Origin of the sequence: Paraburkholderia sp. RAU2J, from assembly GCF_003634845.1 — a bacterium.
Lineage (GTDB): Bacteria > Pseudomonadota > Gammaproteobacteria > Burkholderiales > Burkholderiaceae > Paraburkholderia > Paraburkholderia fynbosensis.
Genome location: NZ_RBXG01000002.1, coordinates 1789929 through 1815883 on the forward strand (window position 1 = coordinate 1789929; position 25955 = coordinate 1815883).

General features: G+C 60.6%; 24 protein-coding genes and 3 pseudogenes. 17 read left to right on the forward strand and 10 right to left on the reverse strand.

Going from position 1 to position 25955, the window contains the following annotated elements:
• Window positions 1-28 precede the first annotated feature (28 nt).
• The 7 genes from B0G69_RS25420 to B0G69_RS25450 all read left to right on the forward strand — a co-directional run bounded on the left by B0G69_RS25420 (window position 29) and on the right by B0G69_RS25450 (window position 5436).
• On the forward strand, window positions 29-1051 hold the full coding sequence (locus B0G69_RS25420; protein ID WP_121322128.1) for an IS30 family transposase: 1023 nt from the start codon (window positions 29-31) through the stop codon (window positions 1049-1051).
• Window positions 1052-1171: 120 nt separating this feature from the next.
• Entirely contained in the window at window positions 1172-1906 is a 735-nt protein-coding gene (locus tag B0G69_RS25425) for a cupin domain-containing protein (protein WP_121322130.1), read from the forward strand.
• The gene (locus B0G69_RS25430; protein ID WP_121322132.1) at window positions 1906-2685 is read left to right on the forward strand and encodes a class I SAM-dependent methyltransferase; all 780 of its coding nucleotides are present in this window, start codon (window positions 1906-1908) and stop codon (window positions 2683-2685) included. Before B0G69_RS25425 ends, B0G69_RS25430 begins: the two co-directional genes overlap by 1 nt.
• Before the next feature lie 73 nt (window positions 2686-2758).
• Window positions 2759-3955, forward strand: coding sequence for a fatty acid desaturase (locus B0G69_RS25435; protein WP_158608974.1), 1197 nt, complete (start codon window positions 2759-2761; stop codon window positions 3953-3955).
• Between the two features lie 32 nt (window positions 3956-3987).
• Window positions 3988-4422, forward strand: coding sequence for a DUF2000 domain-containing protein (locus B0G69_RS25440; protein WP_241991460.1), 435 nt, complete (start codon window positions 3988-3990; stop codon window positions 4420-4422).
• The gene (locus B0G69_RS25445; RefSeq protein ID WP_121322137.1) at window positions 4419-5126 is read left to right on the forward strand and encodes an AzlC family ABC transporter permease; all 708 of its coding nucleotides are present in this window, start codon (window positions 4419-4421) and stop codon (window positions 5124-5126) included. Before B0G69_RS25440 ends, B0G69_RS25445 begins: the two co-directional genes overlap by 4 nt.
• Entirely contained in the window at window positions 5113-5436 is a 324-nt protein-coding gene (locus B0G69_RS25450) for an AzlD domain-containing protein (RefSeq protein WP_121322139.1), read from the forward strand. The genes B0G69_RS25445 and B0G69_RS25450 overlap by 14 nt, the downstream gene beginning before the upstream one ends.
• 156 nt (window positions 5437-5592) lie before the next feature.
• Here the strand turns inward: B0G69_RS25450 and B0G69_RS25455 are convergent, their stop codons facing one another.
• Both B0G69_RS25455 and B0G69_RS25460 read right to left on the reverse strand, forming a co-directional pair.
• A complete protein-coding gene (locus tag B0G69_RS25455) occupies window positions 5593-5814 on the reverse strand; it encodes a DoxX family protein (RefSeq protein ID WP_241991461.1) in 222 nt (73 codons plus the stop codon).
• A 78-nt stretch (window positions 5815-5892) separates the two neighbouring features.
• Window positions 5893-6765, reverse strand: a complete 873-nt coding sequence (locus B0G69_RS25460; RefSeq protein ID WP_121322141.1) for an NmrA family NAD(P)-binding protein — start codon at window positions 6763-6765, stop codon at window positions 5893-5895.
• A 116-nt stretch (window positions 6766-6881) separates the two neighbouring features.
• On the opposite strand from B0G69_RS25460, the gene B0G69_RS25465 reads away from it, so the two are divergent.
• Together B0G69_RS25465 and B0G69_RS25470 are read left to right on the forward strand one after the other, a co-directional pair.
• Window positions 6882-7304, forward strand: a complete 423-nt coding sequence (locus B0G69_RS25465; RefSeq protein WP_121322143.1) for a helix-turn-helix domain-containing protein — start codon at window positions 6882-6884, stop codon at window positions 7302-7304.
• Window positions 7305-7569: 265 nt separating this feature from the next.
• Window positions 7570-7845 (forward strand): annotated as a pseudogene (locus B0G69_RS25470) (FCD domain-containing protein); the annotation flags it as partial.
• Between the two features lie 63 nt (window positions 7846-7908).
• Here B0G69_RS25470 and B0G69_RS25475 read toward each other — a convergent pair.
• Both B0G69_RS25475 and B0G69_RS25480 read right to left on the reverse strand, forming a co-directional pair.
• The gene (locus B0G69_RS25475) at window positions 7909-9177 is read right to left on the reverse strand and encodes a multidrug effflux MFS transporter (protein WP_121322147.1); all 1269 of its coding nucleotides are present in this window, start codon (window positions 9175-9177) and stop codon (window positions 7909-7911) included.
• Between the two features lie 106 nt (window positions 9178-9283).
• Window positions 9284-10267 carry an aldo/keto reductase gene (locus B0G69_RS25480; protein WP_121322149.1) on the reverse strand — a complete coding sequence of 328 codons (984 nt, stop codon included), beginning with the start codon at window positions 10265-10267 and terminating at the stop codon, window positions 9284-9286.
• A 153-nt stretch (window positions 10268-10420) separates the two neighbouring features.
• Between B0G69_RS25480 and B0G69_RS25485 the strand changes: the two genes are divergently transcribed.
• The 5 genes and pseudogenes from B0G69_RS25485 to B0G69_RS25505 all read left to right on the forward strand — a co-directional run bounded on the left by B0G69_RS25485 (window position 10421) and on the right by B0G69_RS25505 (window position 14730).
• Window positions 10421-11326 (forward strand): LysR family transcriptional regulator, encoded by a 906-nt coding sequence (locus tag B0G69_RS25485; RefSeq protein ID WP_121322151.1) that lies wholly within the window; start codon window positions 10421-10423, stop codon window positions 11324-11326.
• A gap of 240 nt (window positions 11327-11566) precedes the next feature.
• Window positions 11567-12313 (forward strand): SDR family oxidoreductase, encoded by a 747-nt coding sequence (locus B0G69_RS25490; RefSeq protein WP_121322153.1) that lies wholly within the window; start codon window positions 11567-11569, stop codon window positions 12311-12313.
• Between the two features lie 261 nt (window positions 12314-12574).
• Complete coding sequence (locus tag B0G69_RS25495; RefSeq protein WP_121322156.1) at window positions 12575-14017, forward strand: ISNCY family transposase; 1443 nt, start codon at window positions 12575-12577, stop codon at window positions 14015-14017.
• A gap of 225 nt (window positions 14018-14242) precedes the next feature.
• A pseudogene (locus B0G69_RS42065) lies at window positions 14243-14383 on the forward strand (helix-turn-helix domain-containing protein); the annotation flags it as partial.
• Window positions 14329-14730: an alpha/beta-hydrolase family protein gene (locus tag B0G69_RS25505; protein WP_241991463.1), complete on the forward strand. Its 402-nt coding sequence runs from the start codon at window positions 14329-14331 to the stop codon at window positions 14728-14730. The pseudogene B0G69_RS42065 and the gene B0G69_RS25505, both read left to right, overlap by 55 nt.
• 271 nt (window positions 14731-15001) lie before the next feature.
• Here the strand turns inward: B0G69_RS25505 and B0G69_RS25510 are convergent, their stop codons facing one another.
• Both B0G69_RS25510 and B0G69_RS25515 read right to left on the reverse strand, forming a co-directional pair.
• The gene (locus tag B0G69_RS25510; protein WP_121323875.1) at window positions 15002-15694 is read right to left on the reverse strand and encodes a VIT family protein; all 693 of its coding nucleotides are present in this window, start codon (window positions 15692-15694) and stop codon (window positions 15002-15004) included.
• Between the two features lie 9 nt (window positions 15695-15703).
• Window positions 15704-16279 carry a cytochrome b gene (locus B0G69_RS25515; protein ID WP_121322158.1) on the reverse strand — a complete coding sequence of 192 codons (576 nt, stop codon included), beginning with the start codon at window positions 16277-16279 and terminating at the stop codon, window positions 15704-15706.
• Window positions 16280-16613: 334 nt separating this feature from the next.
• Here B0G69_RS25515 and B0G69_RS25520 point away from each other — a divergent pair, with 334 nt between their 5' ends.
• Both B0G69_RS25520 and B0G69_RS42070 read left to right on the forward strand, forming a co-directional pair.
• Window positions 16614-17525, forward strand: coding sequence for a mechanosensitive ion channel domain-containing protein (locus B0G69_RS25520; RefSeq protein WP_121323876.1), 912 nt, complete (start codon window positions 16614-16616; stop codon window positions 17523-17525).
• 218 nt (window positions 17526-17743) lie between these two features.
• Window positions 17744-17898 (forward strand): annotated as a pseudogene (locus B0G69_RS42070) (IS3 family transposase); the annotation flags it as partial.
• Window positions 17899-18080: 182 nt separating this feature from the next.
• On the opposite strand, the gene B0G69_RS25525 reads toward B0G69_RS42070, so the two are convergent.
• From B0G69_RS25525 to B0G69_RS25540, 4 genes are all read right to left on the reverse strand, one after another.
• Window positions 18081-19610: a CYTH and CHAD domain-containing protein gene (locus tag B0G69_RS25525; RefSeq protein ID WP_121322160.1), complete on the reverse strand. Its 1530-nt coding sequence runs from the start codon at window positions 19608-19610 to the stop codon at window positions 18081-18083.
• 330 nt (window positions 19611-19940) lie between these two features.
• The gene (locus tag B0G69_RS25530) at window positions 19941-20564 is read right to left on the reverse strand and encodes an ABC transporter substrate-binding protein (RefSeq protein WP_121322162.1); all 624 of its coding nucleotides are present in this window, start codon (window positions 20562-20564) and stop codon (window positions 19941-19943) included.
• A gap of 463 nt (window positions 20565-21027) precedes the next feature.
• Window positions 21028-22632, reverse strand: a complete 1605-nt coding sequence (locus B0G69_RS25535) for an MFS transporter (protein WP_121323877.1) — start codon at window positions 22630-22632, stop codon at window positions 21028-21030.
• Between the two features lie 2 nt (window positions 22633-22634).
• A complete protein-coding gene (locus tag B0G69_RS25540) occupies window positions 22635-23540 on the reverse strand; it encodes a LysR family transcriptional regulator (RefSeq protein WP_121323878.1) in 906 nt (301 codons plus the stop codon).
• A gap of 113 nt (window positions 23541-23653) precedes the next feature.
• Between B0G69_RS25540 and metE the strand changes: the two genes are divergently transcribed.
• Window positions 23654-25945, forward strand: coding sequence for a 5-methyltetrahydropteroyltriglutamate--homocysteine S-methyltransferase (gene metE / locus B0G69_RS25545; RefSeq protein WP_121322164.1), 2292 nt, complete (start codon window positions 23654-23656; stop codon window positions 25943-25945).
• The last annotated feature ends 10 nt before the right edge of the window (window positions 25946-25955 follow it).

The following is a 25955-nucleotide window of genomic DNA, read 5'->3' on the forward strand; positions in this document are numbered from 1 at the left end:
GCAACACCGTTCCGTATAAGGTGTTGCGATGCACGAAAGAACTCAGTACCAGCAACTTCAACCTGAAGAGCGCCTCATCATTGCAAGCCTGCATCTGCAGGGTTCGAGTATGCGGGCCATGGCCCGCATACTCGGGCGCTCGCCGGCCACCGTTAGCCGTGAACTGACGCGAAACAGCTCTCCCGCAGGCTACGCATCGGTGCCGGCTGAAGCGCTCAGCGCCTCACGCCGCACCGCGAGCCGCCGCCCCACAAAGCTTTGCCTGCAAAGCGTCTGCTGGCGTATCGTTCTCACCCTGCTGGAGTGGAAATGGTCACCCCAGCAGATATCGGGCACACTGAAGCGTATGTATCCGACTGACCCGACCCAGCAGGTTTCGCACGAAACCATCTACACGGCCATCTACGCCCAGCCGCGCGGCGAACTGCGCCGCCAGCTCATTGCCTGCCTGCGCCATGGCCACAGCACGCGCATACCGCGTACACGCGGCACAGACCGGCGCGGACAGATTCCCGACATGGTCAGTATTCATGTGCGGCCGCCCGAAATCGAGGACCGGCTGCTGCCCGGACACTGGGAAGGCGACTTCATCAAGGGCGCTGGCAACCAGTCCTCGGTAGGCGTTCTGGTTGAACGGACCAGCCGCCTGGTGCTGCTCGCAAAGATGGAAGACGCCACCGCAGCTTCGGCGCTGGCGGGCTTCTCCGCCAAACTCAATTCGATTGTCGCGCCACTGCGCCAGAGCTTCACCTACGACCAGGGCAAAGAAATGTCGCGCCATAAAGAGCTCTCTGCCGCAACCGGCGTGAACGTGTACTTTTGCGACCCGCACAGTCCCTGGCAACGCGGCACTTGCGAAAACACCAACGGGCTGCTGCGGCAGTATCTGCCCAAAGGCACAGACCTTTCGGTCTACAGTCAGGACGAACTCGACGCCATCGCCGACAGCCTGAATAGCCGGCCTCGTGCAACTCACAACTTCCATTCACCATTCGAGGTCTTCGCCGCGACCCTCGCATCAGCAAGTCAACCTCAACGCTCTAAACATTAATCCCGCTGTTGCGCTTCACCCTTGAAACCGCCAACCTATCTGATTGATAGGTGTATCTTGAAAATAAATTAAGGTGAAATAACGGGCCTTTGAAACCGATGAATCGGAGGAGAAACAATTATGGCTGTCGATATGCATACGCCGTGTAACGAAAAGATGTCGTTGTTTTCGATGAATGAGGCTGTCGCGCTCGACTACCGCCAGACGGATTACCCAACTAAAGTTCTTATTTCGCCGGGAGATACGCAGGGACTCGACGCAGATTCCACGCATTTCATCGTTGTGCAATCCGGTGAAGTGGATGTCTCACACGACGGAAGCGTCTATCGGCTACGGAGCGGGCAATTTGGTTGCTTTCCTGGCGCATTGTCGTTGAGAGGCAACGCCAAAGTCTTAGTTGCCACGAGCCTCGGTTACAAGGGCGTAACGCTGATAGGCGGACCGATCGAGGACGTTGGTCGACTGCGCTATATCGATGGCTGTACGAGTAGCTTACTGATTTCACCACCTACTCGCGGCGAACCTTGCCTGAATTTTCTGCATTTGCCACTTCAGACTTCGCAAACGTTGCACACCCATCCGACCATACGGGTCGGGCTGATTCTTTCCGGTGACGGTCATTGCGATACACATCAGGGACTGCTGGAGTTTCGCGCTGGCACGGCTTTCGTGATTCCGCCTGGCGTTGCGCATAGCTTTCAAAGTGGAGAAGAAAACATGCGTATTGTCATATACCACCCGGATTCAGACTCGGGTCCGACGCACACTGACCATACAATGCTCAACCGGACATTCGTCGATGGTAAGACAGCAAAAGCGATGGCCGATATTCATACCCGTATCGAGGCAAAGTAATGAGCACGAAAGTCTTTGAACGCGGTACATCGCAACGCCAAAAGTGGAGTACTACGCTCTATGAAAGCAACGCCCGATTTGTTGGTGATCTTGCCGCGCGGGCAGTTGAATTACTAGACCCTAGACCCGGTGAGCGTATCCTCGACATAGGCTGTGGCGATGGTTACCTGACTGAAAAGATTGCCGCGACGGGCGCTATGATGAGCGGTGTTGACTACAGCCCCGAGCTGGTAACAGCGGCGCAGGCGCGTGGTCTCGATGTTCGCGTTGGTAATGCGGAAGAACTCGATTATTTTCAAGAATTCGATGGCGCCTTCAGCAATGCGGCGATGCATTGGATGCGCCGCGCCGATGCTGTAGTGCGAGGCGTAGCAAGCGCTCTGAAGCCGGGCGGGCGATTTGTTGGTGAATTCGCCGGCGCGAGAAACGCGTATTACATCAGGCAGGCCGTTCATGAGGCACTGACGCGTCGCGGCTTCGACGCCAAAGAAATCGACCCATGGTATCTACCGGAGGCAGGCGAGTATCGGGAGGTTCTGGAAGGCGAGGGACTCATCGTCTCGCACATTGAGCTATTCGATCGGCCAGTAGTGATTGACTATCTGGTCAGTGACTGGATTAGAACATTCGGGAGTCCATACCTCACTGTATTAGACGAAAACGAATGCGAACCGCTACTCGCTGAGGTGACTCGACAGTTGGCACCGCGTCTGCTCGGCAAAGATGGGCGCTGGACAATCGATTACACGCGTCTGCGTTTTCGGGCAGAGAAACCTTGAGCCAATTCAGCCTCTTCGCATGCGATGGTGCTGAAGCGTGATAACCTCCTATAGCCGGTCTGGAATGGATAGCATGTTTGAAAGTGGCGTCAGAGAGTCAATGCGTGTGCTTCCACGGATCCTACAACCTGTCCTGACGTGGGTAACGGGTAAGCCGCTCGAGGTAAACGAGGCGCGTCTTATTCTTCCGAACGTTCTGGATGTTCTTATAACCTTTGCTTCTACGGTTGCTATTGTCTGTTTCCTTGTCTGGCTTGCCGGAAAGGAAACCATCGTCGCACTACCGCTTATTATCGTGTCATGGCTTGTTTTGGTTGGGCTTCTTAGAAAAATGCAGGTCACCCATCTGCATCACGCGATCCACAATCGACTCTTTGCAAGCCCGCGCCTTAACAAGCTATATGCATGCGTTTTACCATCATTAATATTCGTGCAAAATGGCGTCGAGTACCGCAAGGAACATCTCGAACATCACAACGCTGACATTTTTACGACAGAGCGTGATTCCGATGCCGCCTTTCTGGCGAAACTCGGGTTCATCCCCGGTCGCGAAAGAGGTGAACTATGGATGCACCTTTGGATGACGGTCGCGAGTCCGGTGTTCCACATTGTGTTTGCGCGTGCACGCCTGGAGTCGGTGTTTTTACGCAACAAGCCCGGTGAAACGCTTCTCGCGTCGTGTGTAGCGATCGGCCATATTGCATTTATCGTGATTGCAGGCTGGAAGGTCTACGTCATCGCTGTTTTTTTTCCAATGTTCGTTCTCTACCACATCAGTGCTCTGTTGCAGTTTCTCACTGAACACGCGTGGAATGTCGCCGGGGGAGCGGTGGACAACTGGAACGAGTACAGAAGCCGGTGCTGGGGGCGCTTTTGTGGCGAGCCATTCCCTTCCCGTCAAGGAAAAAGGGGTTCCGACAGCATCTTTACTCGTGTCTTTCGCGTGTGTCTATGGGCAACAAAAATGTTTGTCCTGCATCTCCCGGTTCGCGCGGCTTGCATGGTGGCAGATCTTCCCGCACACGACTGGCATCATCTGGCTCACATGGCGGGACAGAATTCACGTGACTGGACGCGTAGTCTGTATCTGCGACAGTTGGCGATAAGCGATGGGGACAAGCCAGGCTTCGCACAACGGGAACTTTGGGGCATTTACAGCATGATTGAACATCAGTTTGTGTGGCTGCAAAGCATTACATGTACTTACTCTGTCGCGAATGCGAACGAATGCGCGCACACAGAGGAATCGGTCCTTAGTTCAGGAGAGTAAAAATAAAGTACCTCAATAATTCCAGCAAGACGGTGCTTGTCGTCAACGCCGAGTTCTCAGTCACAACCATTCTCAACGCGGTTGCGCACACAGTGCTAGGCATGGTTACCACCAATGGCTTTTCGACATGGAACCCTTTGCCTTACCGAAGTCCAGGGTTTGGTGTAACCAGCAACATCAGCGAATACCCCGTGATCGTGCTCCGTTCGAAACGCTCAAGCCAACTGGAAAAGCTCGTGCAGCAACTTGCAGATGCGAGAATCGTGCATAACGTCTTTATCGACTCGATGCTTGGCGCAAGTGCAGCCGATCAGCAGGCGGCGACGTTCTCTGCTTCGCCGGGTGAGAACCGCATTGTGTGTGTCGGCCTGTTTGGTCAAGAAGATGCGATTCGGACGGCGATCAAGTCATTTTCGCTTTACAAGACGTCGGATGCACTTTCATATAACGGGCCTGAGACATCATGACCAGCAGGCGAGAAGTGATCCTTGGGCTAACGACGCCGGTAGGGATGGGCTACATTCCCACCGGTTTTGCATTTGGTGTGCTTGCCTGTCAGGCGGGGCTTTCACCGATGCTCGTGATAGCCATGAGTATATTCATCTTTGCCGGCGCACTGCAATTTGCCGCTGTTCCGTTGCTCACCTCGGCGAGCGACTTGGGCACGGTCGCATTGAGCACACTGCTGATCAACCTAAGACACATCCTCTATGCGGTTCCACTGCTTGACTACTTTCCCACGGCGCGCGTTTGCCGTGCCTACGTTGTAGCCGTGCTTACTGATGAGAATTATTCTGTCCTGACGACCATTCCGGAAGAGGCACGCCGTGATCTCGCGACCGCGGTAAGCTTGGTTAACCACAGCTATTGGGTCGGTGGCACGGTACTAGGAGTGTTGCTTGGCACGCATGTATCGCACTGGATACCCAACTTGGATTTTGCGTTACCGGCACTGTTTACGATTCTGGCGGTGGAGCAGTATATGGCCCGGCGTCGCTGGGTGCCGGCTGTCGTCGGCATCGGCGCTTACTTCGTCGCCAAGGTAATGCTGCCGAACTACGCCTTGATCGTCTCATTGGGGATTGCTTTAGCCATCCTGCTAACGCGATCGGTGGCACTTCCGTCGGCATTTGATGGAACGGTTGCGCGAGGGAGTGATGGAAACAATTGACAACTGGCTAGCCGTAGGGGTGATGAGTGCGCTGACAATCTTGCTGCGAGCGCTTCCCCTGTTGATGCATCGCTCCGTCCTTCGCAGTCCATGGATGACGACGCTTAATCTTGAACTTCCCATGTGCGTGATGGTTATTCTTGTCACACATTCCGTCGTCGCGGGTAGTTCTGCCGCGCCAATCGTTGACCAGGTCGTCGCGCTAGTCGCGGTCGCATTGAGCTACATCCGTTGGCGTAACGCGCTCGTCAGCGTAGGAATAGGACTAGGCCTGTTGGCTATCCTCACGCACTATGTCTATCTAGGATAGCTTCAGAATTGAGAATATAAAGCACAATAGTCACGGCGCACAATTAATAGAATCAGGATGTTACTGGAGGAGCCAGTCCAGACAGCTTAGCGCACGTGCACTACGCGGGCCGGATCTGCACATAGTGGCCATCGATTTCGCATTCAAATGAGTGGCTTAGGTAGAGATGTGGCGGATTTCTTGCGAATCCCGGCCAACCCTTAGAATGGCGGCCATGAGTTCCAGCGAACCGGTCACGAAATGGAACCAGTGCGGATATCCCCACTTCAGGTATTCCTCAAAGATGGATCGCGGGGCGACGATGTTGCTGAGCGATCCCACGACGAAAAAAACGGCAAGAACCCACGGTAATACTTGGCGCCAGGAAATCTTGGACATTCGTTCTTCCTTCTCTGAAGAGATGCTGCCAAGGAGCAGTGTGGCCGCCTGGTCGACGAGGCGGCCGATCTCCGCTGTTCATGCCGTTGTGGCATTGTGGGCCGCCGCAAAGACGTCGCGAGGGGACGTCGTGCCGGCGACGTGCTCCGTACCCGCGACGCCGAGGTCCATCCAGCCCGCGTTGACGGCATCGAACATCGCTTCTGCCGGTGCGGTCTGGCCCTGCGGAATGCCGAACTGTTCGAACGCTGCTGACCACTCGGCCCGCGGGATGGCAAAGGCCTTGACGTCGCGCTGCAAAACTTCGCCCAGCTGGGCCGCGACTTCATCCGCGCAGACCATCGAGCCAAGCTCCACGACGCGATGCCCGGACCACGCCGGCCCGGTCAGCAGCGTCGCCACCTCGGCGCCGATATCGTCGGTCGCGACCATGGTCGACTTCCGACTCGTCGGGTTGTAGTAGACGGGTAGCGTGCCGCCTTGGGCGACGTGCAGGCCGTAAAGGAAATTCTCGAAGAACCCGCCGGCGCGCACGAAAGCGACTGGCGACGCCAGGTGGCGCAGTCCTTGTTCCAGCAGCGACAGGGCGGTGATCATTCCCAGTTCGCTGGTTCTGTTCGCACCCATCGACGACAGCGCAACCACCCGCGGCGGCGCTGCCTTGGTCAGCGCCTCGACATAGCACGCGATGACGCCCTTGGCCCCCTTGAAATCCGGTGCGGGGGCCCAAACGGTCGGCAGCATGACGAACGCGCCGTCGACGCCGTCGAGTGCCCGCTCGATGGCGGCCGCATCGTTCCAGTCGCCATCGACCAGTTCGACACCGTGCTTCGCCCAACTTTCGGCCTTAGCTCGGTCGCGGACCAGCGCGCGGACCTGCTGGCCGTGGTCTAGCAGATGTCTCGCCGTTGCGCCGCCGACTTTTCCTGTGATTCCCATAACCAGAAACATGCATGCTCTCCTAGCGGTTGATGGTCTATGTCATAGACGAGGTCTAATATATAGACCTTGCGACTGCGCCGTAAGGAGGCAGTTATTTGTAACCAGGTAAGGTCAAGGGAACCCGTATGAGCCCCGCCGTAAGCGCGATCGAGCGTTTCAACCGATACCAGTCGGACGACGCCCAGTCAGCAGGATCCATGCACTGCCCGGTGCGCGACGTGCTCGACCGCATCGGGGACAAATGGAGCATTCTCATGATCATGACCCTCGCGACGCGGCCACAGCGCTTCAGCGAGCTTCACCGAGCTGTGCGCGACATCTCCAAGCGTATGCTCACCCAGACCCTGCGCGACTTGGAGCGCGACGGACTGATCACCCGGGATGTCTTTCCGACCAAGCCGCCGAGCGTTGAATATGGCCTTTCGCCGCTGGGCCAATCGTTGTTGGACCCGATGGCGGCCCTCATCGATTGGGCCGATCGTCGTTATTCCGACATCCATGCCGCGCGCGTGCGCTTTGACGGCGCAGCCGGCGATGTCTCGCGCTAGATGCTCAGCCCGATGTGAGGTGGTGGTGAAAGCCTGAAGCGGGCAGTCGTATGTACTGGCTTTGCCGATGGCGCGGAAGGACGTATCACGCGTTACGCGCTCGTCGCCTCCTCTGAAAGGGGACCAACGATTTTCGGCGCGACTGGCCGCCACGCGAATCAATCTGGATGGCAATCGTGAGCGTTTCAGCGCGGTCCTGGAGTAGGGGCGCGTGCATGCGGTTCAACCTGCATTCCAGGGCTTCATCTAAGACAATCGCGCGTTCCGTCAGGAAATCGTGCGTGTGTGCGGCAATCCGCAATTGGGCGAACTGATCGATAAGTACCAGTTGCCGGCCTTCATGATCCAATTGCGCCAGACCATTGGCGTCGAACAGATGATCGGCAATTCGCTCGCCGAACACGAGGATATCGCCGCCGCAATTCTGCCGGGCGATCCTGACGCCGCCTACGAGGTGATAAGACGGCACCTATGGCACTCGGCGGAGATGATTCTCAAGTTGCGGGCGATGACGGAACACCGCGTGCTTGCCGCAGGGTAATGCTCGCTCGCTAATGGCTAGTGAATGGCCGCGGCAAACCCGATCGACGAACCTGCGGATGACTCACCTGGCCGCCGTTGCTTCGCCGGCTAGAGTGACATGCGGCGGCACGAGAACGAGCGCGCAAAGCAGACTGCCGATGCTCATCAGCGCGATTACGCCGCCCATCGGCCACGGCGTGCCATCGGCGAGGAAGCCGACCAGCGCCGATCCGAGGATGCCGGTGCCGAACTGGCTCGCGCCGATGAGTGCCGACATCGCACCGGCGCGTGCGGGGAATCTAGCGAGCGCACCCGCAATCGCATTGGCGACGATGAAGCCCGCCGCCGAGACGAACAGGAAGAGGGGAATCACGAGGCCCAGCAGACCGCCCCAACCGGTCCGTGCACAGAGCGCCAGCAGCACGCCCGCAATCGCCGCGCCGAGCGTGCCGGCCCGCATCAGCCGGTCGCTGCCGAAACGCCGCACCACCCTCGCGTTGATCTGGTTCGTCAGCATAATGCCGACGATACCGACGGCGAACAGCAGACCATAGAACTGAGGCGAGACGTGGTAATAGGTGATGTACGCGAACGGCGTGCCGGCGATATACGCATACAGGCCGCCGTAGAAAAATCCACCCGTCCCCGCGTAGCCGAGTACCCGGCGATGCTTCAACAATGCACCGTAAGCGGCGAACGCTCGCCCGAGCCGTTCATGATTGCGCCGCGCCGCAGGCAGCGTTTCCGGCAGCGCGCGCAGCGCGGCGAGCGTCGCCAGTCCAATGCCCACCAGCGTCCAGAAAATCGCGCGCCATGACGCGATGTGCAGAATCAGGCCGCCCGCGCTCGGGCCCAGCAGCGGTGCGACCGCCATCACCGTCATTAGCGTCGACATCATCTGGGCCGCGCGGTGGCCGGTGTACAGATCGCGCACCATCGCGCGCGCCAGCACGACGCTCGCGCACGCACCCGCGGCTTGCACGACACGCCAGCCGATCAGCGTTGGCGCGCTGGTCGACAAGGCACAACCGGCCGAGCCAATGACGAAGAGGACGAGGCCGATGGCGACCGGCAGGCGGCGGCCGTAGCGGTCGCCAGTGGGTCCCCACAACAGTTGCCCGAGACTGAAGCCGATCAGATAGCCGGAGATGGTCAGCTCGAGCGCGCCGGCGTCCGCGTGCAGCGAAAGCGCCATCGCGGGGAGCGCGGGCAGGTACAGGTCCGTCGAGATCGACGCGAACGCCATCAGCAGGCTCAGGATCGCGAGAATGCGCAGACCGTGCTGGTCGGCGGCGTGACCCGAATCGGGAGACGTTCTCGACGACGCAGCGGATCGATTGTTCGACGACATGGCTCGAGATCCGGTTCGGCGTTTCTTTAGCGCCAATGACGCTCCTCCGCCGCCATGGTCTTGCGGCAGCGGCGGAGCAGGGGGGCGACGCGGAGAGCCTGCGCGTTTAGCGATCGACGCGCTGTTGCAGATGGGCCGGATAACGATCGCCGACGACCTTGATGTGCTTCAGTGCGGCTTCGATCGCGGACAGGTCGGCAGCCGACAATTCGAGCGCGGCCGCGCCGACGTTTTCTTCCAGCCGATGCAGCTTGGTCGTGCCGGGAATCGGCACGATCCACGGGTTCTGCGCGAGCAGCCAGGCGAGAGCGATCTGCGCGCGTGTGGCGTCCTTGTCAGCCGCGAGTCGGCCGAGCACGTCGACGAGGCTCGCATTGGCCTTGCGGTTCTCTTCGGAGAAGCGCGGCACGACGTTGCGGAAGTCCGTGGCGTCGAATGACGTGTGCGCATCGATCGCGCCGGTCAGGAAGCCCTTGCCGAGCGGGCTGAACGGAACGAAGCCGATGCCCAGTTCCTTCAACGTGGGCAGCACCGTTTCTTCCGGCTCGCGCCACCACAACGAATACTCGCTTTGCAGCGCAGCGACCGGTTGCACGGCGTGAGCGCGCCGGATCGATTGCGCGCCCGCTTCGGACATGCCGAAGTGCTTCACCTTGCCTTGCGCGATCAGATCCTTGACGGCGCCGGCGACGTCTTCGAGCGGCACGTTCGGATCGACGCGATGCTGATAGAACAGGTCGATCCGCTCGGTCTTCAGACGCTTCAGCGACGTTTCGGCAACGGCGCGAATGCGTTCGGGCCGGCTGTCGAGCGGCTTCTTCGAATCACCGTCCTGAAAGCCGAACTTGGTGGCAATGACGACCTGATCGCGAAACGGCGCGACGGCCTCGCCGACCAGTTCCTCGTTGGCGAACGGGCCATAGCATTCCGCCGTATCGAAGAACGTCACGCCTTGTTCGAAAGCCGACTGAATCAGTTTAATACCGGCGGATTTCTCGGTGGCCGGTCCATAGCCAAAGCTCAAACCCATGCAGCCCAGACCGAGCGCCGAGACTTCGAGACCACTGTTTCCCAATGTGCGCTTTTGCATATCCATTCTCCTTTCGACAGGTGACGAGCGGGGCGCACACCCATGGGCGCGCAGCTAAGCATCGCTCGATGATCAATAGGGTGCAGCTTAGGCTGTTGGTCCACATTCAACAATACGTCTAGAATTGCATGAGGTTATGAAGGAAATTCACTTATGCTGCGTGCCGGTCTGTCCGAACTCACTGCGTTCGTCGCGATTGCCCAACAGCGCAGCTTCAGCGCGGCGGCCCGCACTCTCGGCGTGTCGCCTTCGGCGCTCAGCCACGCCATGCGGGGTCTCGAAGCAAGACTCGACGTGCGCCTCTTTAACCGGACGACCCGCTCAGTCGCGTTGACCGAAGCCGGCGAGCAACTGCTGCGGCGCGTGGGGCCTGCCATTGCGGACCTCGAAGATGCGGTGAACGAAGTCGCCTCCGCACGTGACCGTCCGTCGGGCTCGATCCGCATCAGTGCGTCCGAGTCGGCCGCGAAGTCGATCGTGCGCCATGTACTACCGGGGTTTCTCGCGAAGTACCCGGACATTCACGTCGAATTCGTCGTGGACACGCGGCTCGTGGATATCGTGGCCGATGGTTTCGATGCCGGTATTCGCGTCGAGGAAGATGTGCCGCGCGACATGATCGCCGTGAGGTTCGGCCCCGAGATGCGATTTGCAGCGGTAGCGTCCCCCGAGTACTTTGCGCGTCACGAGGCGCCCAAGGCGCCGCACGACCTGGCGAAACACCGGTGCATCCGGTTCCGCTTCGAAAGCGGCACGCTCTATCGCTGGGACCTCGAACATCACGGCAAAGGCGCCAGTGTCGACGTGGACGGCCCCATGACACTGGGCAATATGAATGTGATGGTGGAGGCGGCGCTGGTCGGCATTGGCATTGCCTGGGTGCCCGATCATCTGGTCGCAGAACATCTCGCCGCGGGGCGGCTGGTTCGGGTGCTGGCCGAATGGAGTCCTTCGTTTCCGGGCTTGTGCCTTTATTACCCTGCCAATCGTCATCCTCCCACCGTGCTCAGACTGTTCGCGCAGGCAGTGAGGGATTGGGCCAACGCGTCTCACGAATAACGCGGTCGGGGTGTGGGGCGTTATTGCACGCGTGCGCACGGCGATTGATGAATCGCGTACACAAGGGCATGCAGGTGATCGGCCTTTTTCCGTCGGCGCGCCACCTTTAACATGAGTGATTCGCAAGCGAGCCACGGTCGATTCGGCTGTTCTGAACGGCACAGCAGCCGGCCGACGGAGAGCGGCGGGAGCAGGTGACTTGGCACTCAGTGTGATTCAACACGACAAGGTGACTGACCCATGACGCAGAACATCAAGGACAAGGTAGTTGTTATCACAGGCGCAAGCAGCGGACTGGGCGAAGCCACAGCACGCCTGCTCGCATCGCAGGGCGCGATTGTCGTGCTGGGCGCGCGGCGTGTCGACCGGATCAACGCGCTGGCCGAAGAGATCGTCGCCGACGGTGGCGCGGCACTGGCTGTCGCGACCGATGTCACGGACGCGGCACAGGTCAAATACCTGGTCGACAGGGCGGTGCAGACTTATGGCCGTGTCGACGTGATGCTCAATAACGCCGGTCTCATGCCGCATTCATTGCTCGAGCGCGGCAAGATCGAAGACTGGGACCGCATGATCGATGTCAACCTGAAGGGCGTGCTTTACGGCATCGCCGCGGCACTGCCGCATATGAAAGCGCCGAAGAGCGGCCACATTGTCAACGTGTCGTCGGTGGCGGGCCACAAGGTGCGTCCGGGCAGCGCGGTCTATGCAGCGACCAAGGCCGCTGTGCGCATGCTTTCCGAGGGACTGCGACAGGAAGTGAAGCCCTACAACATCCGCACCACCGTTGTCTCGCCGGGCGCGGTCGCCACGGAACTGCCCGGCAGCGTGACGGAACCCGACGTCGCGAAGGGCATTCGCGAGTTCTACGCGCAGTTCGCCATTCCTGCGCAATCGTTCGCGCGTGTCGTGGTGTTCGCCATGAGCCAGCCGGATGATGTCGATATGAATGAGATTCTGTTCAGGCCGACCAGTCAGGAAATGTGAGTAGCGCGGTGGTGTTTCTCGGTTGAAGGCTGCAATAAACGAGGGGATTGTGCCGTGCTTGCGGTTGCGTACCTTGTCGTGACCGGAATGCTGAGTTCTCCAGTTGGGTGCTATCTGGCTTTATAATTTGACATAAGATAAATTATCACCCAAAGACGTGTAGCGGCAATATGAGAATGTCGTGTTCTAGCAAGATACAAATGTCGTGTTTTACCGTGGCTGGCAAGCTGGCATTTTGCAGCGTGGTCGCAGGAGCCAGTCATGAGCCCAGCCGCACTGGTGACATTGAACATGCGCGAACTCGACCGTCTGAAGGTGATCCAGGCCGTGGTGGACATGGGGCTCAAGCCTGGGCGTGCCGCCGGGCGACTGGGTCTGACCGTGCGTCAGGTCGAGCGGCTGGTAACGCGATACCGGGAATCGGGCGCGGCGGGACTGGCTTCACGCAAGCGCAAGTCGCCCGGCAACCGGAAGCTCGATGAAGGACTGGCCGTGCGGGCCCTGACCACCATTCGCGAGCGCTACGCCGATTTCGGGCCGACGCTGGCGTGCGAGAAGCTGCGCGAATGTCATGGGCTGGTGCTGTCGAAGGAAACCGTGCGGCACCTGATGATGGACGCCGGCCTGTGGGTACCGCGCCGGCAGCGGCCACCGAAGATCTACCAGCCGCGTGCGCGGCGTGCCTGTCTGGGTGAGCTGGTGCAGATCGACGGCAGCGACCATCGCTGGTTCGAGGACCGGGCGCCGGCCTGCACGCTGCTGGTGTACGTCGATGACGCCACGAGCCGCCTGATGATGCTGCACTTTACGTCGACCGAATCGACCTTCAGCTACTTTGAGGCGACGCGCGCGTATCTTGAGCAGCATGGCAAGCCGGTGGCGTTCTACAGTGACAGGGCCAGCGTCTTTTACGTGAAGCGACGCTCGGAGACAGCGGGTAAAGGTGTTACACAGTTCGGCCGGGCGATGTACGAGCTGAACATCGACACGTTCTGCGCGAACTCAAGCCCCGCCAAGGGACGCGTCGAGCGCGCCCACCTGACGCTGCAGGACCGGCTCGTCAAGGAGCTCCGGCTGCGCGGCATCAGCACCATCGAGGCTGCCAACGCCTATGCGCCCGCCTTCATGGCAGCCTATAACGCGCGCTTTGCGAAGCCGCCACGCAGCGCTTTCGATGCGCATCGACCCGTGCGCGCTGACGAGGATCTCGACGCGGTCCTGACCTGGCGGGTTCTGCGCAAGGTCTCGGATTCACTGACGCTGCTGAACGACCGCGTGATCTGGCTGCTTGACGATACGCCGGCCAACCGCAGGCTGATTCACCGCTATATCGACGTGTGGGAGTATCCGGACGGACGCATCGAGATCCGTGCCGATGGTGTCGCCCTGCCCTGTGTCCAGTACGACAAGCTTGCCGAGATCGACCAGGGCGCGGTGGTCGAGCACAAGCGTCTTGGTCATGCGCTGCAGGTCGCTCAGGCGCTCCAGGCGCAGCGCGACAACCGCCGGATCTCCGGCTCACCGTCACGCACGAACCGCGGTGAACCCGTGCGTGCGAAGGCGCGGCTACCTGGCACGAAGAAGCAGCGCGAAGTGACGCTCGATGACTGGAATGCGGCAGTCATGGGGACACACCAGAACCCGGGAGGCTCGGTGCTAAAAACCCCTCCAGAGAGATATAAAAGGACCGCAAGACAACCCTAGCCCAACACCCAGAATCGACCTCAACCCCGACATCTGTATCTAGCTAAGACCCCGACATTTCAATCTGGCCTCGACAAAGCGTGTCGGAGCTTTTTAGAAATGTCCGGTTCTGGCTCATACGAAATGCCGGTTTCCTGCTCCGGGCTGTTTGCTGTGGCGCATGCTGCTGCATCACAGCCGGCCCGGAGCCAGACCATGAACGGACGTGGATTCATCACGATCAGCATGCACGAGCTCGAGCGCGTGAAGATCATCGAGGCGGTCGTCCAGCATCGCCTGACGATCGTACTGGCGGCTGAACGGCTGCAGCTATGCGAGCGTCAGGTCAGCCGGCTGGTGCGGCGCTACGAGTCCGCTGGACCGGCCGGGCTGAACCGGGACCCGCATCAAGTGGCATTGGACACCGGCATCCGGCCGATCCGGCCGTCTTCTGGAGTGCCAAGGCGTTTTGGTGGCCACCGGAGTGGATGGCTCGGCCCCGCGGCTTCGACATGCCTGATGCCATGCATTGGTTTCCCATCGTCTCCGGCGTGCAGGCGATGGGCGATCTGCTCAACCAACTCGGCGTGCCGCCGGTTTTCGGACACAACTACTCGTCGGAGTACATCAAGGGGTGGGCCAGCGTCATGCCTCCCGAGGGCTGGACGGACGCCGACACCACTCGACTGGCGCAGTTCATCGAAGACATCGCGGGCGACGAATCAGAGCCGTGACCGAGCTGCCTGCGCGCCTGCCACGGTGAGACGCGCCGACGAATTTACTTCGCTGTATCCGGCGTCAACGGCCCTCATGACCAAAGCCATTTGACACTCAAGGAAAGTCCGACATCCAATTCGGCAGAGCTCAGGAAGGCCATCAAAACGGCAGCGGGCGTGGTAATAACGGCGGCTTTGGCCGCTGGACATTCCGAAAACATTTGAGCTGAGCGAACGGATGAAAACCTCCGCGGAAGCGAGTGACTGTATCGCGGAAGAATTTCACGGCTCAAGTCGCGCCGAATATAGCGCCCACCGCGGATGCCACACCCATCGACAGCGCGCTCCAGAAGGTAACCCGTAATATGCCGGGACCCACCTTCGCTCCCCCGACGCGCGCGGCAAGTCCCCCAAGTATTCCGAGGGAAACCAGCGCCGTCACCGCGATGCTCACGGCCACCCCTTGCTGCGGGGCGAGCGCCGTGACGATGAGCGGCAAAGCGGCTCCCACCGAAAAACTGCTGGCCGAAGCCAGTGCGGCCTGCAATGGATTTGCCGCGGTCGTCTCCGAGATACCCAATTCGTCGCGGGCATGTGCGCCAAGTGCGTCATGAGCCATTAGAGCCTGCGCAACCTGTTTGGCAAGCGCCATGTCGAGACCACGTCGCACGTAAATCGCCGCCAACTCCCGATGCTCGCGCGCGTCATCCGCATCGAGCTCCGCTTGCTCTTCGGCGAGCGCCGCTGTTTCTGTATCCGCCTGCGACGAGACCGATACGTATTCGCCCGTCGCCATCGACATCGCGCCGGCTACCAATCCAGCCAGGCCCGTCAGCACCAGATGGCCGTGCTCGGCGTGCGCGGACGCGACGCCGATTATCAGACTTGCCGTCGAGATAATGCCGTCGTTTGCGCCAAGCACTGCGGCGCGCAGCCAGCCAATCGCCTTGATGCGATGTGGTTCTTTGTGAGCCTTGGGCATCGGCATACCTTAACGGTCTCGAACCTGATCGCGCCGCGGCCCTGTGTGGGGCAGCATCCGCTGCAGCACGTGGTCTTTCAGAAAAAAACGGTGGAACAACGCTGCGACGACATGCAGGCCAATCAATGCGAAGAGCACCCATGCGAGGATGCCGTGTACATCCCCCATCTCGTGACCGAAGGCCGAGCCCGGTTCGCTCAGTGCCGGATACGGCACGACGCCCAGCAAGCGGACCGTCCAGCCGCGCGAGGACGCGTTGATCCAGCCGAGCAGCGGCACCAGCACCAGGGCGACGTAGAGCAGAACATGCGTTATGCGGGAGACGACCCTGAGTAACGGCGGCAGCTCGTCCGGCGTGGGCCGATGCGTCAATCGCCAGATCACCCGGATTGCCATCACGGCGACGAGCGTCGCGCCCACGCCAAGATGCCAGGCGATCAGGTTAACGGGCTGCGTGTCTTTGTGGACATCCGGCATCGTCCAGCCGATCGCAAACTGCATAGCGACCAACAGGACGGTCAGCCAGTGCAGCGTGCGCGCGACTGCATCGTACGCCGGGCGCGTCATTGCGTAGGCCTTAGCCATTTCTCCTCCTCAAGTTGTCGGGAATTGATGGATTGACGAGGCGCACTGCCTGCGAATTGTGAACCGCTGGCCCGAAAAAAGCACTGCACAAATTTGACCCATGCTGTACGGAATCATTGGGTAACCGCGGCTCACAGGTGATCCGATCAGCTTGCACGACGACCACGGCCAAACTGTTGTTCGAGCGCCGGTCGATTCCACTAAACTTGTTGACGCCGGCCTCCTGCGCGTCAAGCCGGTGGGTTTGCACCCTGACTCTACGCCAGCCGTTCTACCGGAACGGAGGCAGGCCGGCTATATGATTAGCAAAGTCGAAAAAGGGAGCGTCAAGGCTATGCAGAATTTCCTCGTCGAAATCAATCCGGACGGATGGACCTTCCTCTGGAATGCGCTCGCCACTTTCTCGCTGGGCCTGTGCGCCGCCGCATCGATACTGATAATCGGATGGTGGGTGGCCCGCCGCGTTTCGCTGTCGCTGGCCCGGCTTCTTGCGCGTCAATCGCGCATGGACGCCACGCTGCGACCGATCCTCTGCGACATCTGCCTGTGGGGCATTCGTATCGTCGCGATCATCGGCGCGCTGTCACAATTGGGCATCCAGACGACCAGCATCATTGCAGTGCTCGGCGCCGCCGGCCTTGCGATCGGTCTCGCGCTGCAGGGAACAATGCAGAACATCGCGGCCGGCATCATGCTGCTGCTGTTAAGGCCGTTCAAGGTCGGCGACTTTATCGATGGCGGGGCCGGCAGTATCGCGGGTACGGTCGAGGCAGTCAGCCTGTTCACGACGCGTCTCACCAAACCCGATGGCATCTGCGAATATGTGCCGAACAGCCTGTTGTGGAGCAATTCCATCCGCAACTACAGCCGCAATCCGACGCGCCGGCTCGATCTCGAAGTGGAAATATCAATGCGCGACGATGTAGATCGTGCACTGCAGGCACTGCGCAGCCTTGCGGCAGCCGACCCACGTGCGCTCAGGGAGCCCGCGCCACAAGTGATGGTCAGCCGCTTCGACGACAGCACAGCGGTGCTGAATATCCGCGTCTGGTCGAACGTCGGCGCGTTCTGGGACATGCGCTGGGATCTAGCGCGCCAGGTGCGGCAAACACTGACTGACGCGCAATGTTCGTTGCCGTTGCGCACCCGCGAATTGCACATCGTGCAGAGCGCGACCCCTGTCGACGCACCTGCCGCCGGCCAGACAGGACCGTCCGCCGTTAGAAAGCCGGAGCAGGAAGTGTGACCGAAAAATGGTGAAGTATCTTGATTCCGCAGATTAGCTGACGTGTGGACCAAATTGTGCGTTGTGCGCTTACGGAGAACTGATCAGCACCATTCACCATTTATAAGCACTTGCCCATTTTGACAAGAGGGTTCGAAGGGACCTGTGCTGGTCCTGGAACGGCCCCGTCGAAAACCAGCCACGAGGTAACGCTTAAATTTTAAGGTAGTCTTCCGCCTATGTTTAAGCCTAGCTCCAATGTAGAACCCGTTGAGGTTTTGACCCAGCCGGAACAGCGCCGGCGCCGCACTGTCGAGGTGAAACTCGCGACAGTGGTGAGACCTTCGAGCCCGGAGCGAGCGTTTCCGGGATAGCCCGTCTCCATCAGGTGAATGCGAAGCGAGGTGATCACATCGGCGTCTTCGTCGTCGTGCCCCCACCCGCCCTCCACGCGGTCAATCACATAGAGGGTTACCGAGGTCTCTCTGGAAAGTAGCAACGGCCGCCAGATCGCGCCGACGATGGGCCGGTGCGGGCCAAATTCAGAAAGTAGACTTTCCTGAACCAAAGGCTTGCTTAACGCGGTGGCGAGAGACGTCTAAAACGTTTCCACAGCTTCTTCAATGGCTCATGATCGGCGGCAGCGCGGGAAGCGAGATAACCGCGCGCGAAAGCTGCGCCAGTGGCAGCGTCGGGCGACGTCCTCGCGATCGATGTGAGAAGCTGGTCGGCGACAACGACATCGTTGCGCCAGCCCAGATCATCCTGGAGTGCGGTCAACGCCTCGACATAATGCCTGACTGCGCGCCTCGCGCACAGCGACGCGAAGAACTCTGTGGCATAACGGACTTTCTTCGCTGCAATGCGGGCACGGTGGCGACGGTGATCGTCCAGATCGGCAAGCCGCTTGCCGCGTTGGATCAGTTTCCTGTGCCGGCGACGCAGGACATCCGCTGCAAACTGCACGGCGGGTGTCGCCATGACCTCGCGTTGTTTGTCGGACATCCCCTCTCGCCATCCCTTCCGATTCAACCAGATCGCGACCTGAAGTACGAGCCGCGTATAGCGAACCGACTCGACCGCGGCGGCCGCGCGCTGCCGGTTGCTCACAGCGATCTGCTCGCACGCCTGCTGGACAGGGATGATCTCGTCCGCGTTCCTGCCTGTCGCCGCCTGTTGGAGCGTCGATCCCGCGAGCACTTCCCAATCGCGTGCAGCACCGAGTTCCGATGCAATCCAGCGCAGCTCTTCGTCAAGACCGGGATAGGCGGGAATCACTTTCGCAAACAGATCGAGGGCCGAGCGCAGGCGACGAAGCCCCACGCGCATCTGATGTACACAGGACGGATCGTGGCCAGACACTACGCCACGTTCGTTCGCATGGATCTGATCCAGACAGTTGTGGGCGATACTGCAGAATGCATCCTCGAGCGAATCGCGCCTTCCCAGATGCACCGGCTGCGCCTTTATCGCGTCGCTATGGGCCGCTACGAGCAGTTCGTAGCCGAGATCGGCCTTGCTGAGATGGTCGATGCGCAGGGGCACGGTGTCGAGGAGTTCAAGCGCCAGGCCGTACAGGCTTTCTGCTTGCCCTTGTTTCAACTCCAACTCCACAGCCGCGATTCGAACCGAGCCCGAGTCCGCCTCGACGATCCCCTCGTCGAGCGCCACTTCGAGTTCGTCTCCAGACGGCAAACGCAGTGGAATAACGGATCGATTGATGCGCGTGACGAATACGGGCTTCAGGCGGGCGGCAGTCGATTCGTCACAAATCAATCTGCCGCAGTCGGTATCAGCGGGTATCTGATCTTGCAGCAGCTTCAGATCGGGCGTGTCGCTATCGACCGGCAGCTCGAATTCGTCCCTGTCGAACAGGCCCGCCCGTGCCGATCCTTCGAGCTTCAAGGTCTGGAGCCGCTCGTCGCCGATGCAACGCACGCGAAGGGAAGCCCGGCACCAGTGGAAAGCAAGTTCGGGGGTGTCGAAATACGTGCTTGTCAGCAATGTGGGAGCGCCTGCTGCGCCTTCCGCTTGCGCAAGCAGAGGTGCGTGACGCAACTTCTCAAGATCTTCGGCAGGAATTCGTAGCTTCAACTCTCGCTCCATACCGCCTCCCTTTTGCGTGCTGGACGCTCGGACTATGCCTGAAGCGCTGGAATGTGCGTGGGTTAGCCCTGGCATTCAGCGCCGCCAGATAGAGGAAGCAACGCCAGCGATTCCATGCTTACCGCCGCCGCCAGAAGGGGGTGGCGAACATCTCCCATTGGACCTGGATCGGCTCCATGTCCCGCCGGTTCGGGCGCCCTATTCTATGCTACGCCCAAATGCTCGATGATTCCGCATGTCGGCTGTGCGCGTGTGCCATTAACAAGCCGATGATGAAGAACCCGACGCGACCGCCGCATCGCGATTGACGCCATCATGCCGGCGGTCGCTTTACTGCTTGCCCGAAGCGAGCTGCTGGTTGCGCTCAGCGAGAAACTGGATCAGACCGTCAACGCTGCTTTCCCGGATCTTGTCGCTGAACTGCTGCCGATATGTCTGAATCAGCCAGACGCCGAGCACATTCAGGTCATACAGCCGCCATCCCTGCGGCGTGCTGTATAGCCGATAGTCGATCTCGGCTGGTTCGCCGTTCCTGATGGCAATCGTACGCACCACCACGTCCGTATCGGTCGGAGCGAAGTGTATCGGCGGGTAGTCGATCCGTTGGTCTGGACGGAGCTGACCGATAGCACCCGAATAGGTATGGATCAGGAGCATCTTGAACTGTTCGATCAGTTGTTGCTGCTGCGCGGGCGTAGCCGTGCGCCAATAACGGCCCATCGTCAACGACGTGGTGCGGCGAAAATCGGTGTACGGGATAATGTCCCGGTTGACGATATCCATGATGCGGGGAATATCGTCTGGCGCGATCGCTTGTGTGCGCACCTCGTCGAGTATCTGTTGTGTCGCGGTCCTGATCAGAAGCTGAGGCTCCGATTGGTCGACCTGCGCGTGCGCTGCACCGCCGAACGAGAACAACGCGGCGCAAAGAGTCGGTAGAAAAAGTGTCTTCATATGCAATATCCTGGCAGGATGCGTTGACTTGATGCCACGCAAGTATCCTCCATCACGCCTGAACGCGTCGTGCCGACGAGGGAGGCATTCACCTGCCGACACCCAGAAAAAAATGACTGCTTGGTGAAACGTTTCGCCGGCTCACTACGGCCAACGCCGAGGCTTTCTCGCATCCGCGGTGCAGCAGTCGACCGCGTCGGTGGCCCCTCTTCCACTTATCGCCCGGTTCCGCAAACAGCCGAAGCCGGGTATCACCGCACCGATTTTTTCAATTTCATTTGTTTGAATCGGGCGCTTCATCCCGCCAGGCAATGGGCGCCTGCGCGCCGTGACGTTACGCTGAGCCCGACCTTGGGCGCAGGTTTTCGGTCCTTGAATTCCCGCGCCTTCTGCCTGCCGATCGGCTCACTTCCCCGACCTGTCGCGATACGGCAAGCAGACGCGGCCGGCGACGCCGCGCACATCACTTACGCGACTGGATGGTCGCGAGGGCGAGACCCGCTCCTGCGAACGCGCATGCGGCGGACACCAGCGCGACAGCGCGCAGCGCGTCTGCGATCGCGTCGGCTTGCGCCAGCGCCACGGCCGTCTGGTGCATCGCCGGCTGCGCCCCGGCTTGCGTGTCCGGCTCGAGCAACTGCCCGGTCGGGCGTGCATCCTGAGGAACGTGCAGTTCGTCGAGCCGCGCCGACAGCGCCGCGTGGTGCGACCACACGAACACGATACCGAGAACCGCAACCGCCAGCAGACTCGCCACGCGTGCAACCGCATTGTTGATGCCGGAGGCGACGCCTGCACGGTCGGCCGGCACCGAGCCCAGCACCGTCGTCGTGAGCGGCGCAACGGTGATGGTCATGCCGAGGCCGAGTACGGCCAGCGCAGGGAGGAATTCGGCCCAATAGCTGCCGCGTACCAGCGGCAGCGCCAGCATCACGAACCCGATTCCGGCGACGGCCGGGCCGGCGCTCAACAGGACTCGCGAACCGAAGTGGCCCGTCAGGCCGCCGGTGAAGCGCGACAACAAGCCGATGATGACCGGCATCGGCAGCAGCGCCGCGCCCGCCTCGGTCGCGGTGTAGCCGTGTGCGCGGATCAGCGTGAACGGAAGGAAAAACAGTACGCCGCCCAGACCGAAGTAGAGCAGCAGCGTGACGAGGTTGGCGCCGGTGAAATCGCGTGAGCGGAACACGTCGAGCGGTACCATGGGATCGCGGCTGTTCGCTTCGACCATCACGAATGCGGCCAGCACCAGCACGCCAGCGCCGATCGTGCACAGTACCAGCGGATGCGCGAACCCGCGCGCCGACGCCTGGGTCAGGCCATAAGTGAGTGCGGCGAGCCCCGCTGCCGCGCTCAGCGCGCCGGGCCAGTCCAGCTGTTGAGGCGCATCGGGCTTGTGGCTGTTCGGCACCGACGCAATCGCGAGCGCGATCGTCACCGCTGCAAGCGGGACATTGAGAAAGAAGATCGCGCGCCACGACAACGCGTCGACGAGCAAGCCGCCCGCCACCGGACCCACCGCCGACGTGATCGCGCCGATGCCCGCCCACGTGCCGATTGCGCGTCCGCGCTCTTCTCCTTCGAAGACGGCGCCGATGATGGCGAGACTGCTGGGTACGAAGAGCGCAGCGCCGATGCCCTGCATCGCGCGCGCCGCGATCAGTGCGCCCGCGCTCGGCGCGAGCCCGCAAGCGGCCGACGCCAGCGTGAAGATCCCGATGCCCGCGATGAACACCGTGCGGCGGCCGAGCTTGTCGCCCATCGATCCGCCCACCAGCACGAGGGACCCGAGAAAGAGCAGGTAGGCGTTGACGATCCACTGCATCGCCCCGACGTTCGCGCGCAGCTCGCTCTGAATGGCGGGCAGCGCGACATTGACGACGGAGCCGTCGATAAACGCCATGCTCGATCCGAGGATAGTCGCAGTGAGCGCAAGACGCTTGCGCCGGCACGGGCGGTCGGCCGCGGTGGGCTGCGTGCGGATGATGAGCTCATCGCACGGGCTCGCTTGCGCAGCGACGATGTGCGCGGGCTTCTGGTCGCTATCGGGAACATCCGGGTTGGCCACGCTCACTCCCCTGCTGATCGGCGATGACTGGGTTTGCGCGCCAGTTCGATGAAGGCCTTGAGGTAGTCAATTTCCGAGTCCGTTTCGCGGGCACCGAGGAAGATCTGTTTGGCGATGCCCTTCTGCCCGAGACGTACCGGAACGACGTTCATCTTGCCGGCATACTCTTCCACCAGCCAGCGAGGCAGCGCCGAAACGCCCCTGCCGCTCGCCACCATCTGCAGCATGATATCGGTGGTCTCGATCACCTTGTGGCGCCGTGGCGTGACACCTGCCGGCATCAGAAACTGGTTATAGATGTCGAGTCTGTCGGTCTCTACCGGATAAGTGATCAACACCTCCCGGGTCAATTGCGCCGGCTTCACATAGTCGACGCTGGCGAGCGGATGCTCGCGGTTCACCACCAGGACCTGCTCATAGTCGAACACGGGTTCGAAGTGCAGACCCGGCTTATAGAGCGGATCTGGCGTGACGAGCAGATCGATCTCGTAGCCGAACAACGCGCCGATCCCGCCAAACTGGAACTTCTGTTTGACGTCGACGTCGACGTCCGGCCAGCGCGCGAGATACGGCGCAACCACCTTGAGCAACCACTGGTAACAGGGATGGCACTCCATACCGATGCGCAGCGCGCCGCGCTCACCTTGCGCGTACTGGCCAAGACGTTCTTCGGCCAGAGCCAGTTGCGGCAACACGCGATTCGCAACGGCCAGCAGGTATTGACCCGCCTGGGTCAATCGCAGGCTGCGCCCCTCGCGCAACCAGATATCGGTGCCGAGTTGCTGCTCCAGCTTTTTCATGGAGTGGCTGAGCGCGGATTGCGTCACGCACAGGATTTCCGCCGCGGCGGTAAGCGAGCCGTGACTGTCCACCGCCTGGACGATAGCCAGATGAATTCTCTCGATCATGAACAAAACTAATGATTCGTTGAATTAACACCATTTTACTTCATAGGACGCCTTTTATACGATTCACGCATCCCGCTTTACACATCCGCAACTGACCGAATCAAGGCGACACGATGGCAACGACACACAATCTGGGCTTCCCCCGTATCGGCGCGAAGCGCGAACTGAAGTTCGCGCTCGAGTCGTACTGGAAGGGCGCGTCTTCGCTCGACGAACTGAAGGCGCTCGGCGCCCAGTTGCGTCAGCGTCACTGGACGCATCAGGCGGACCTCGGTCTGGCAGCCGTCGGCGACTTCGCCTTCTACGACCACGTGCTCGACATGAGCTTCACCTTGGGCAACCTGCCGGAGCGCGTGCATGGCTTTCACGGCGATGCGCTCGACAATTACTTCCGCGTCGCGCGCGGCCGCTCGGCCAAGGACGTCGAAGATCACAGCGCATGCTGTGGCGGCGTCGCTGCAGGCGAGATGACCAAGTGGTTCGACACCAACTATCACTACATCGTCCCTGAGTTCAGCGCCAGCACCGAGTTCAAGCTCGATCCGTCGCGCCTGCTGGAACAACTGGCCGAGGCCAATGCACAAGGCGTCAAAGCCAAGCCGGTGATCGTCGGCCCGTTGACCTATCTGGCGCTTGGCAAGGCCAAGGACGACTCCGACAAGCTGGCTCTGCTGCCGCGCCTGCTGCCGGTCTATGCGGAACTGCTCGCCACGTTGGCGGCTCGGGGCGTCGAATGGGTTCAGATCGACGAGCCGATTCTGGTGACCGAGTTGTCGGCTGAATGGCAGCAGGCGTATGTGGCCGCCTACGAGGCGCTTGAGAACGGCAGGGTCAAGTTGTTGCTTGCCACCTACTTCGGCCAGTTGCTCGACAACCTGCCGCTCGCCTGCAAGCTGCCGGTGCAGGGGCTGCATCTTGATGCAGTCAATGCCCGCGCCGAAGTCAACGCAGTGATTGCGCAGTTGCCGCAGGATCGCGTGCTGTCGCTGGGCGTGATCAGCGGCCGCAATATCTGGATGACCGATCTGGCGAGCGTACTCGACTGGCTCGAACCCGTCGCGAAGAAGTTGGGCGATCGCCTCTGGATTGCACCGTCGTGCTCGTTGCTGCATGTACCAGTGGATCTGAACAGCGAACAGAAGCTGGATGCGGAAGTCCGCTCGTGGCTGGCCTTCGCTTTGCAGAAGCTCGATGAACTGAAGGTGCTCGCCGCCGCGCTGAACCACGGTCGCGATGCGGTGAAGGCAGAGTTGGCCGCCAACCGTGCCGCCATCGCCGCACGCCGCGCTTCGCCGCGCGTCAATAACCCGGCAGTCAAAGCCGCGCTGGCAAAGATCAATCCGGCACTCGGTCAACGCAAGAACGCTTACCCGGCGCGCGCTGACAGGCAGGCTGCCCTGCTGAACCTGCCGGCTTACCCGACCACGACGATCGGTTCGTTCCCGCAGACCGGCGAAATCCGCCATGCACGCAGCCAGTTCAAGGCCGGCGCACTGGACGCTGCCGGTTACAAGGCGGCCATGCAGGCCGAAATCGAACGCAGCGTGCGTGAGCAGGAAGCTCTGGGGCTCGACGTGCTGGTGCACGGCGAAGCCGAACGTAACGACATGGTCGAATACTTCGGCGAACAGCTCGACGGCTATGCGTTCAGCCAGTTCGGCTGGGTGCAGTCGTACGGCTCACGTTGCGTGAAGCCGCCTATCCTGTTCGGCGATATCAGCCGCCCGAAGGCGATGACGGTCGAATGGACCAAGTACGCGCAATCGCTTACGAACAAGCCGATGAAGGGCATGCTCACCGGTCCGGTCACGATTCTGAACTGGTCCTTCGTGCGCGACGACCAGCCGCGTTCGGTGTCGTGCTACCAGCTCGCGCTGGCGATCCGCGAAGAAGTGCTCGATCTCGAGAAGGCTGGCGTGCGTATCATCCAGATCGACGAGGCTGCATTGCGTGAAGGCCTGCCGCTGCGAAGATCGCAGTGGAAGGATTACCTCGACTGGGCCGTGGAATCCTTCCGTATCACCGCAAACGGTGTGGACGACGAGACGCAGATCCATACGCACATGTGCTACTCGGAGTTCAACGACATTATCGCGTCGATCGCCGACATGGACGCCGACGTGATCACGATCGAGACCTCGCGCTCAGACATGGAACTGCTGGACGCTTTCGACAACTTCAACTATCCGAACGAAATTGGTCCAGGCGTGTACGACATTCACTCGCCGAACATTCCGACGCAGGAGCACATCGTGCAACTGATGAAGAAGGCCGCCGAGCGGATTCCTGCACAGCGCCTGTGGGTCAATCCAGACTGTGGGCTAAAGACGCGTCAGTGGGAAGAAGTCATTCCAGCGCTGACCAACATGGTGGCGGCCGCTAAAACGCTGCGCGCTTTAGCCTAAGGCTCACGCA

Bases quoted from the DNA above. Each gene is read 5' to 3' on its own strand.
- B0G69_RS25420 (WP_121322128.1), top strand. From the start codon at position 29: ATGCACGAAAGAACTCAGTACCAGCAACTTCAACCTGAAGAGCGCCTC.
- B0G69_RS25425 (WP_121322130.1), top strand. From the start codon at position 1,172: ATGGCTGTCGATATGCATACGCCGTGTAACGAAAAGATGTCGTTGTTT.
- B0G69_RS25430 (WP_121322132.1), top strand. From the start codon at position 1,906: ATGAGCACGAAAGTCTTTGAACGCGGTACATCGCAACGCCAAAAGTGG.
- B0G69_RS25435 (WP_158608974.1), top strand. From the start codon at position 2,759: ATGTTTGAAAGTGGCGTCAGAGAGTCAATGCGTGTGCTTCCACGGATC.
- B0G69_RS25445 (WP_121322137.1), top strand. From the start codon at position 4,419: ATGACCAGCAGGCGAGAAGTGATCCTTGGGCTAACGACGCCGGTAGGG.
- B0G69_RS25450 (WP_121322139.1), top strand. From the start codon at position 5,113: ATGGAAACAATTGACAACTGGCTAGCCGTAGGGGTGATGAGTGCGCTG.
- B0G69_RS25455 (WP_241991461.1), bottom strand. From the start codon at position 5,814: ATGTCCAAGATTTCCTGGCGCCAAGTATTACCGTGGGTTCTTGCCGTT.
- B0G69_RS25460 (WP_121322141.1), bottom strand. From the start codon at position 6,765: ATGTTTCTGGTTATGGGAATCACAGGAAAAGTCGGCGGCGCAACGGCG.
- B0G69_RS25465 (WP_121322143.1), top strand. From the start codon at position 6,882: ATGAGCCCCGCCGTAAGCGCGATCGAGCGTTTCAACCGATACCAGTCG.
- B0G69_RS25475 (WP_121322147.1), bottom strand. From the start codon at position 9,177: ATGTCGTCGAACAATCGATCCGCTGCGTCGTCGAGAACGTCTCCCGAT.
- B0G69_RS25480 (WP_121322149.1), bottom strand. From the start codon at position 10,267: ATGCAAAAGCGCACATTGGGAAACAGTGGTCTCGAAGTCTCGGCGCTC.
- B0G69_RS25485 (WP_121322151.1), top strand. From the start codon at position 10,421: ATGCTGCGTGCCGGTCTGTCCGAACTCACTGCGTTCGTCGCGATTGCC.
- B0G69_RS25490 (WP_121322153.1), top strand. From the start codon at position 11,567: ATGACGCAGAACATCAAGGACAAGGTAGTTGTTATCACAGGCGCAAGC.
- B0G69_RS25495 (WP_121322156.1), top strand. From the start codon at position 12,575: ATGAGCCCAGCCGCACTGGTGACATTGAACATGCGCGAACTCGACCGT.
- B0G69_RS25505 (WP_241991463.1), top strand. From the start codon at position 14,329: ATGCGAGCGTCAGGTCAGCCGGCTGGTGCGGCGCTACGAGTCCGCTGG.
- B0G69_RS25510 (WP_121323875.1), bottom strand. From the start codon at position 15,694: ATGCCCAAGGCTCACAAAGAACCACATCGCATCAAGGCGATTGGCTGG.
- B0G69_RS25515 (WP_121322158.1), bottom strand. From the start codon at position 16,279: ATGGCTAAGGCCTACGCAATGACGCGCCCGGCGTACGATGCAGTCGCG.
- B0G69_RS25520 (WP_121323876.1), top strand. From the start codon at position 16,614: ATGCAGAATTTCCTCGTCGAAATCAATCCGGACGGATGGACCTTCCTC.
- B0G69_RS25525 (WP_121322160.1), bottom strand. From the start codon at position 19,610: ATGGAGCGAGAGTTGAAGCTACGAATTCCTGCCGAAGATCTTGAGAAG.
- B0G69_RS25530 (WP_121322162.1), bottom strand. From the start codon at position 20,564: ATGAAGACACTTTTTCTACCGACTCTTTGCGCCGCGTTGTTCTCGTTC.
- B0G69_RS25540 (WP_121323878.1), bottom strand. From the start codon at position 23,540: ATGATCGAGAGAATTCATCTGGCTATCGTCCAGGCGGTGGACAGTCAC.
- metE (WP_121322164.1), top strand. From the start codon at position 23,654: ATGGCAACGACACACAATCTGGGCTTCCCCCGTATCGGCGCGAAGCGC.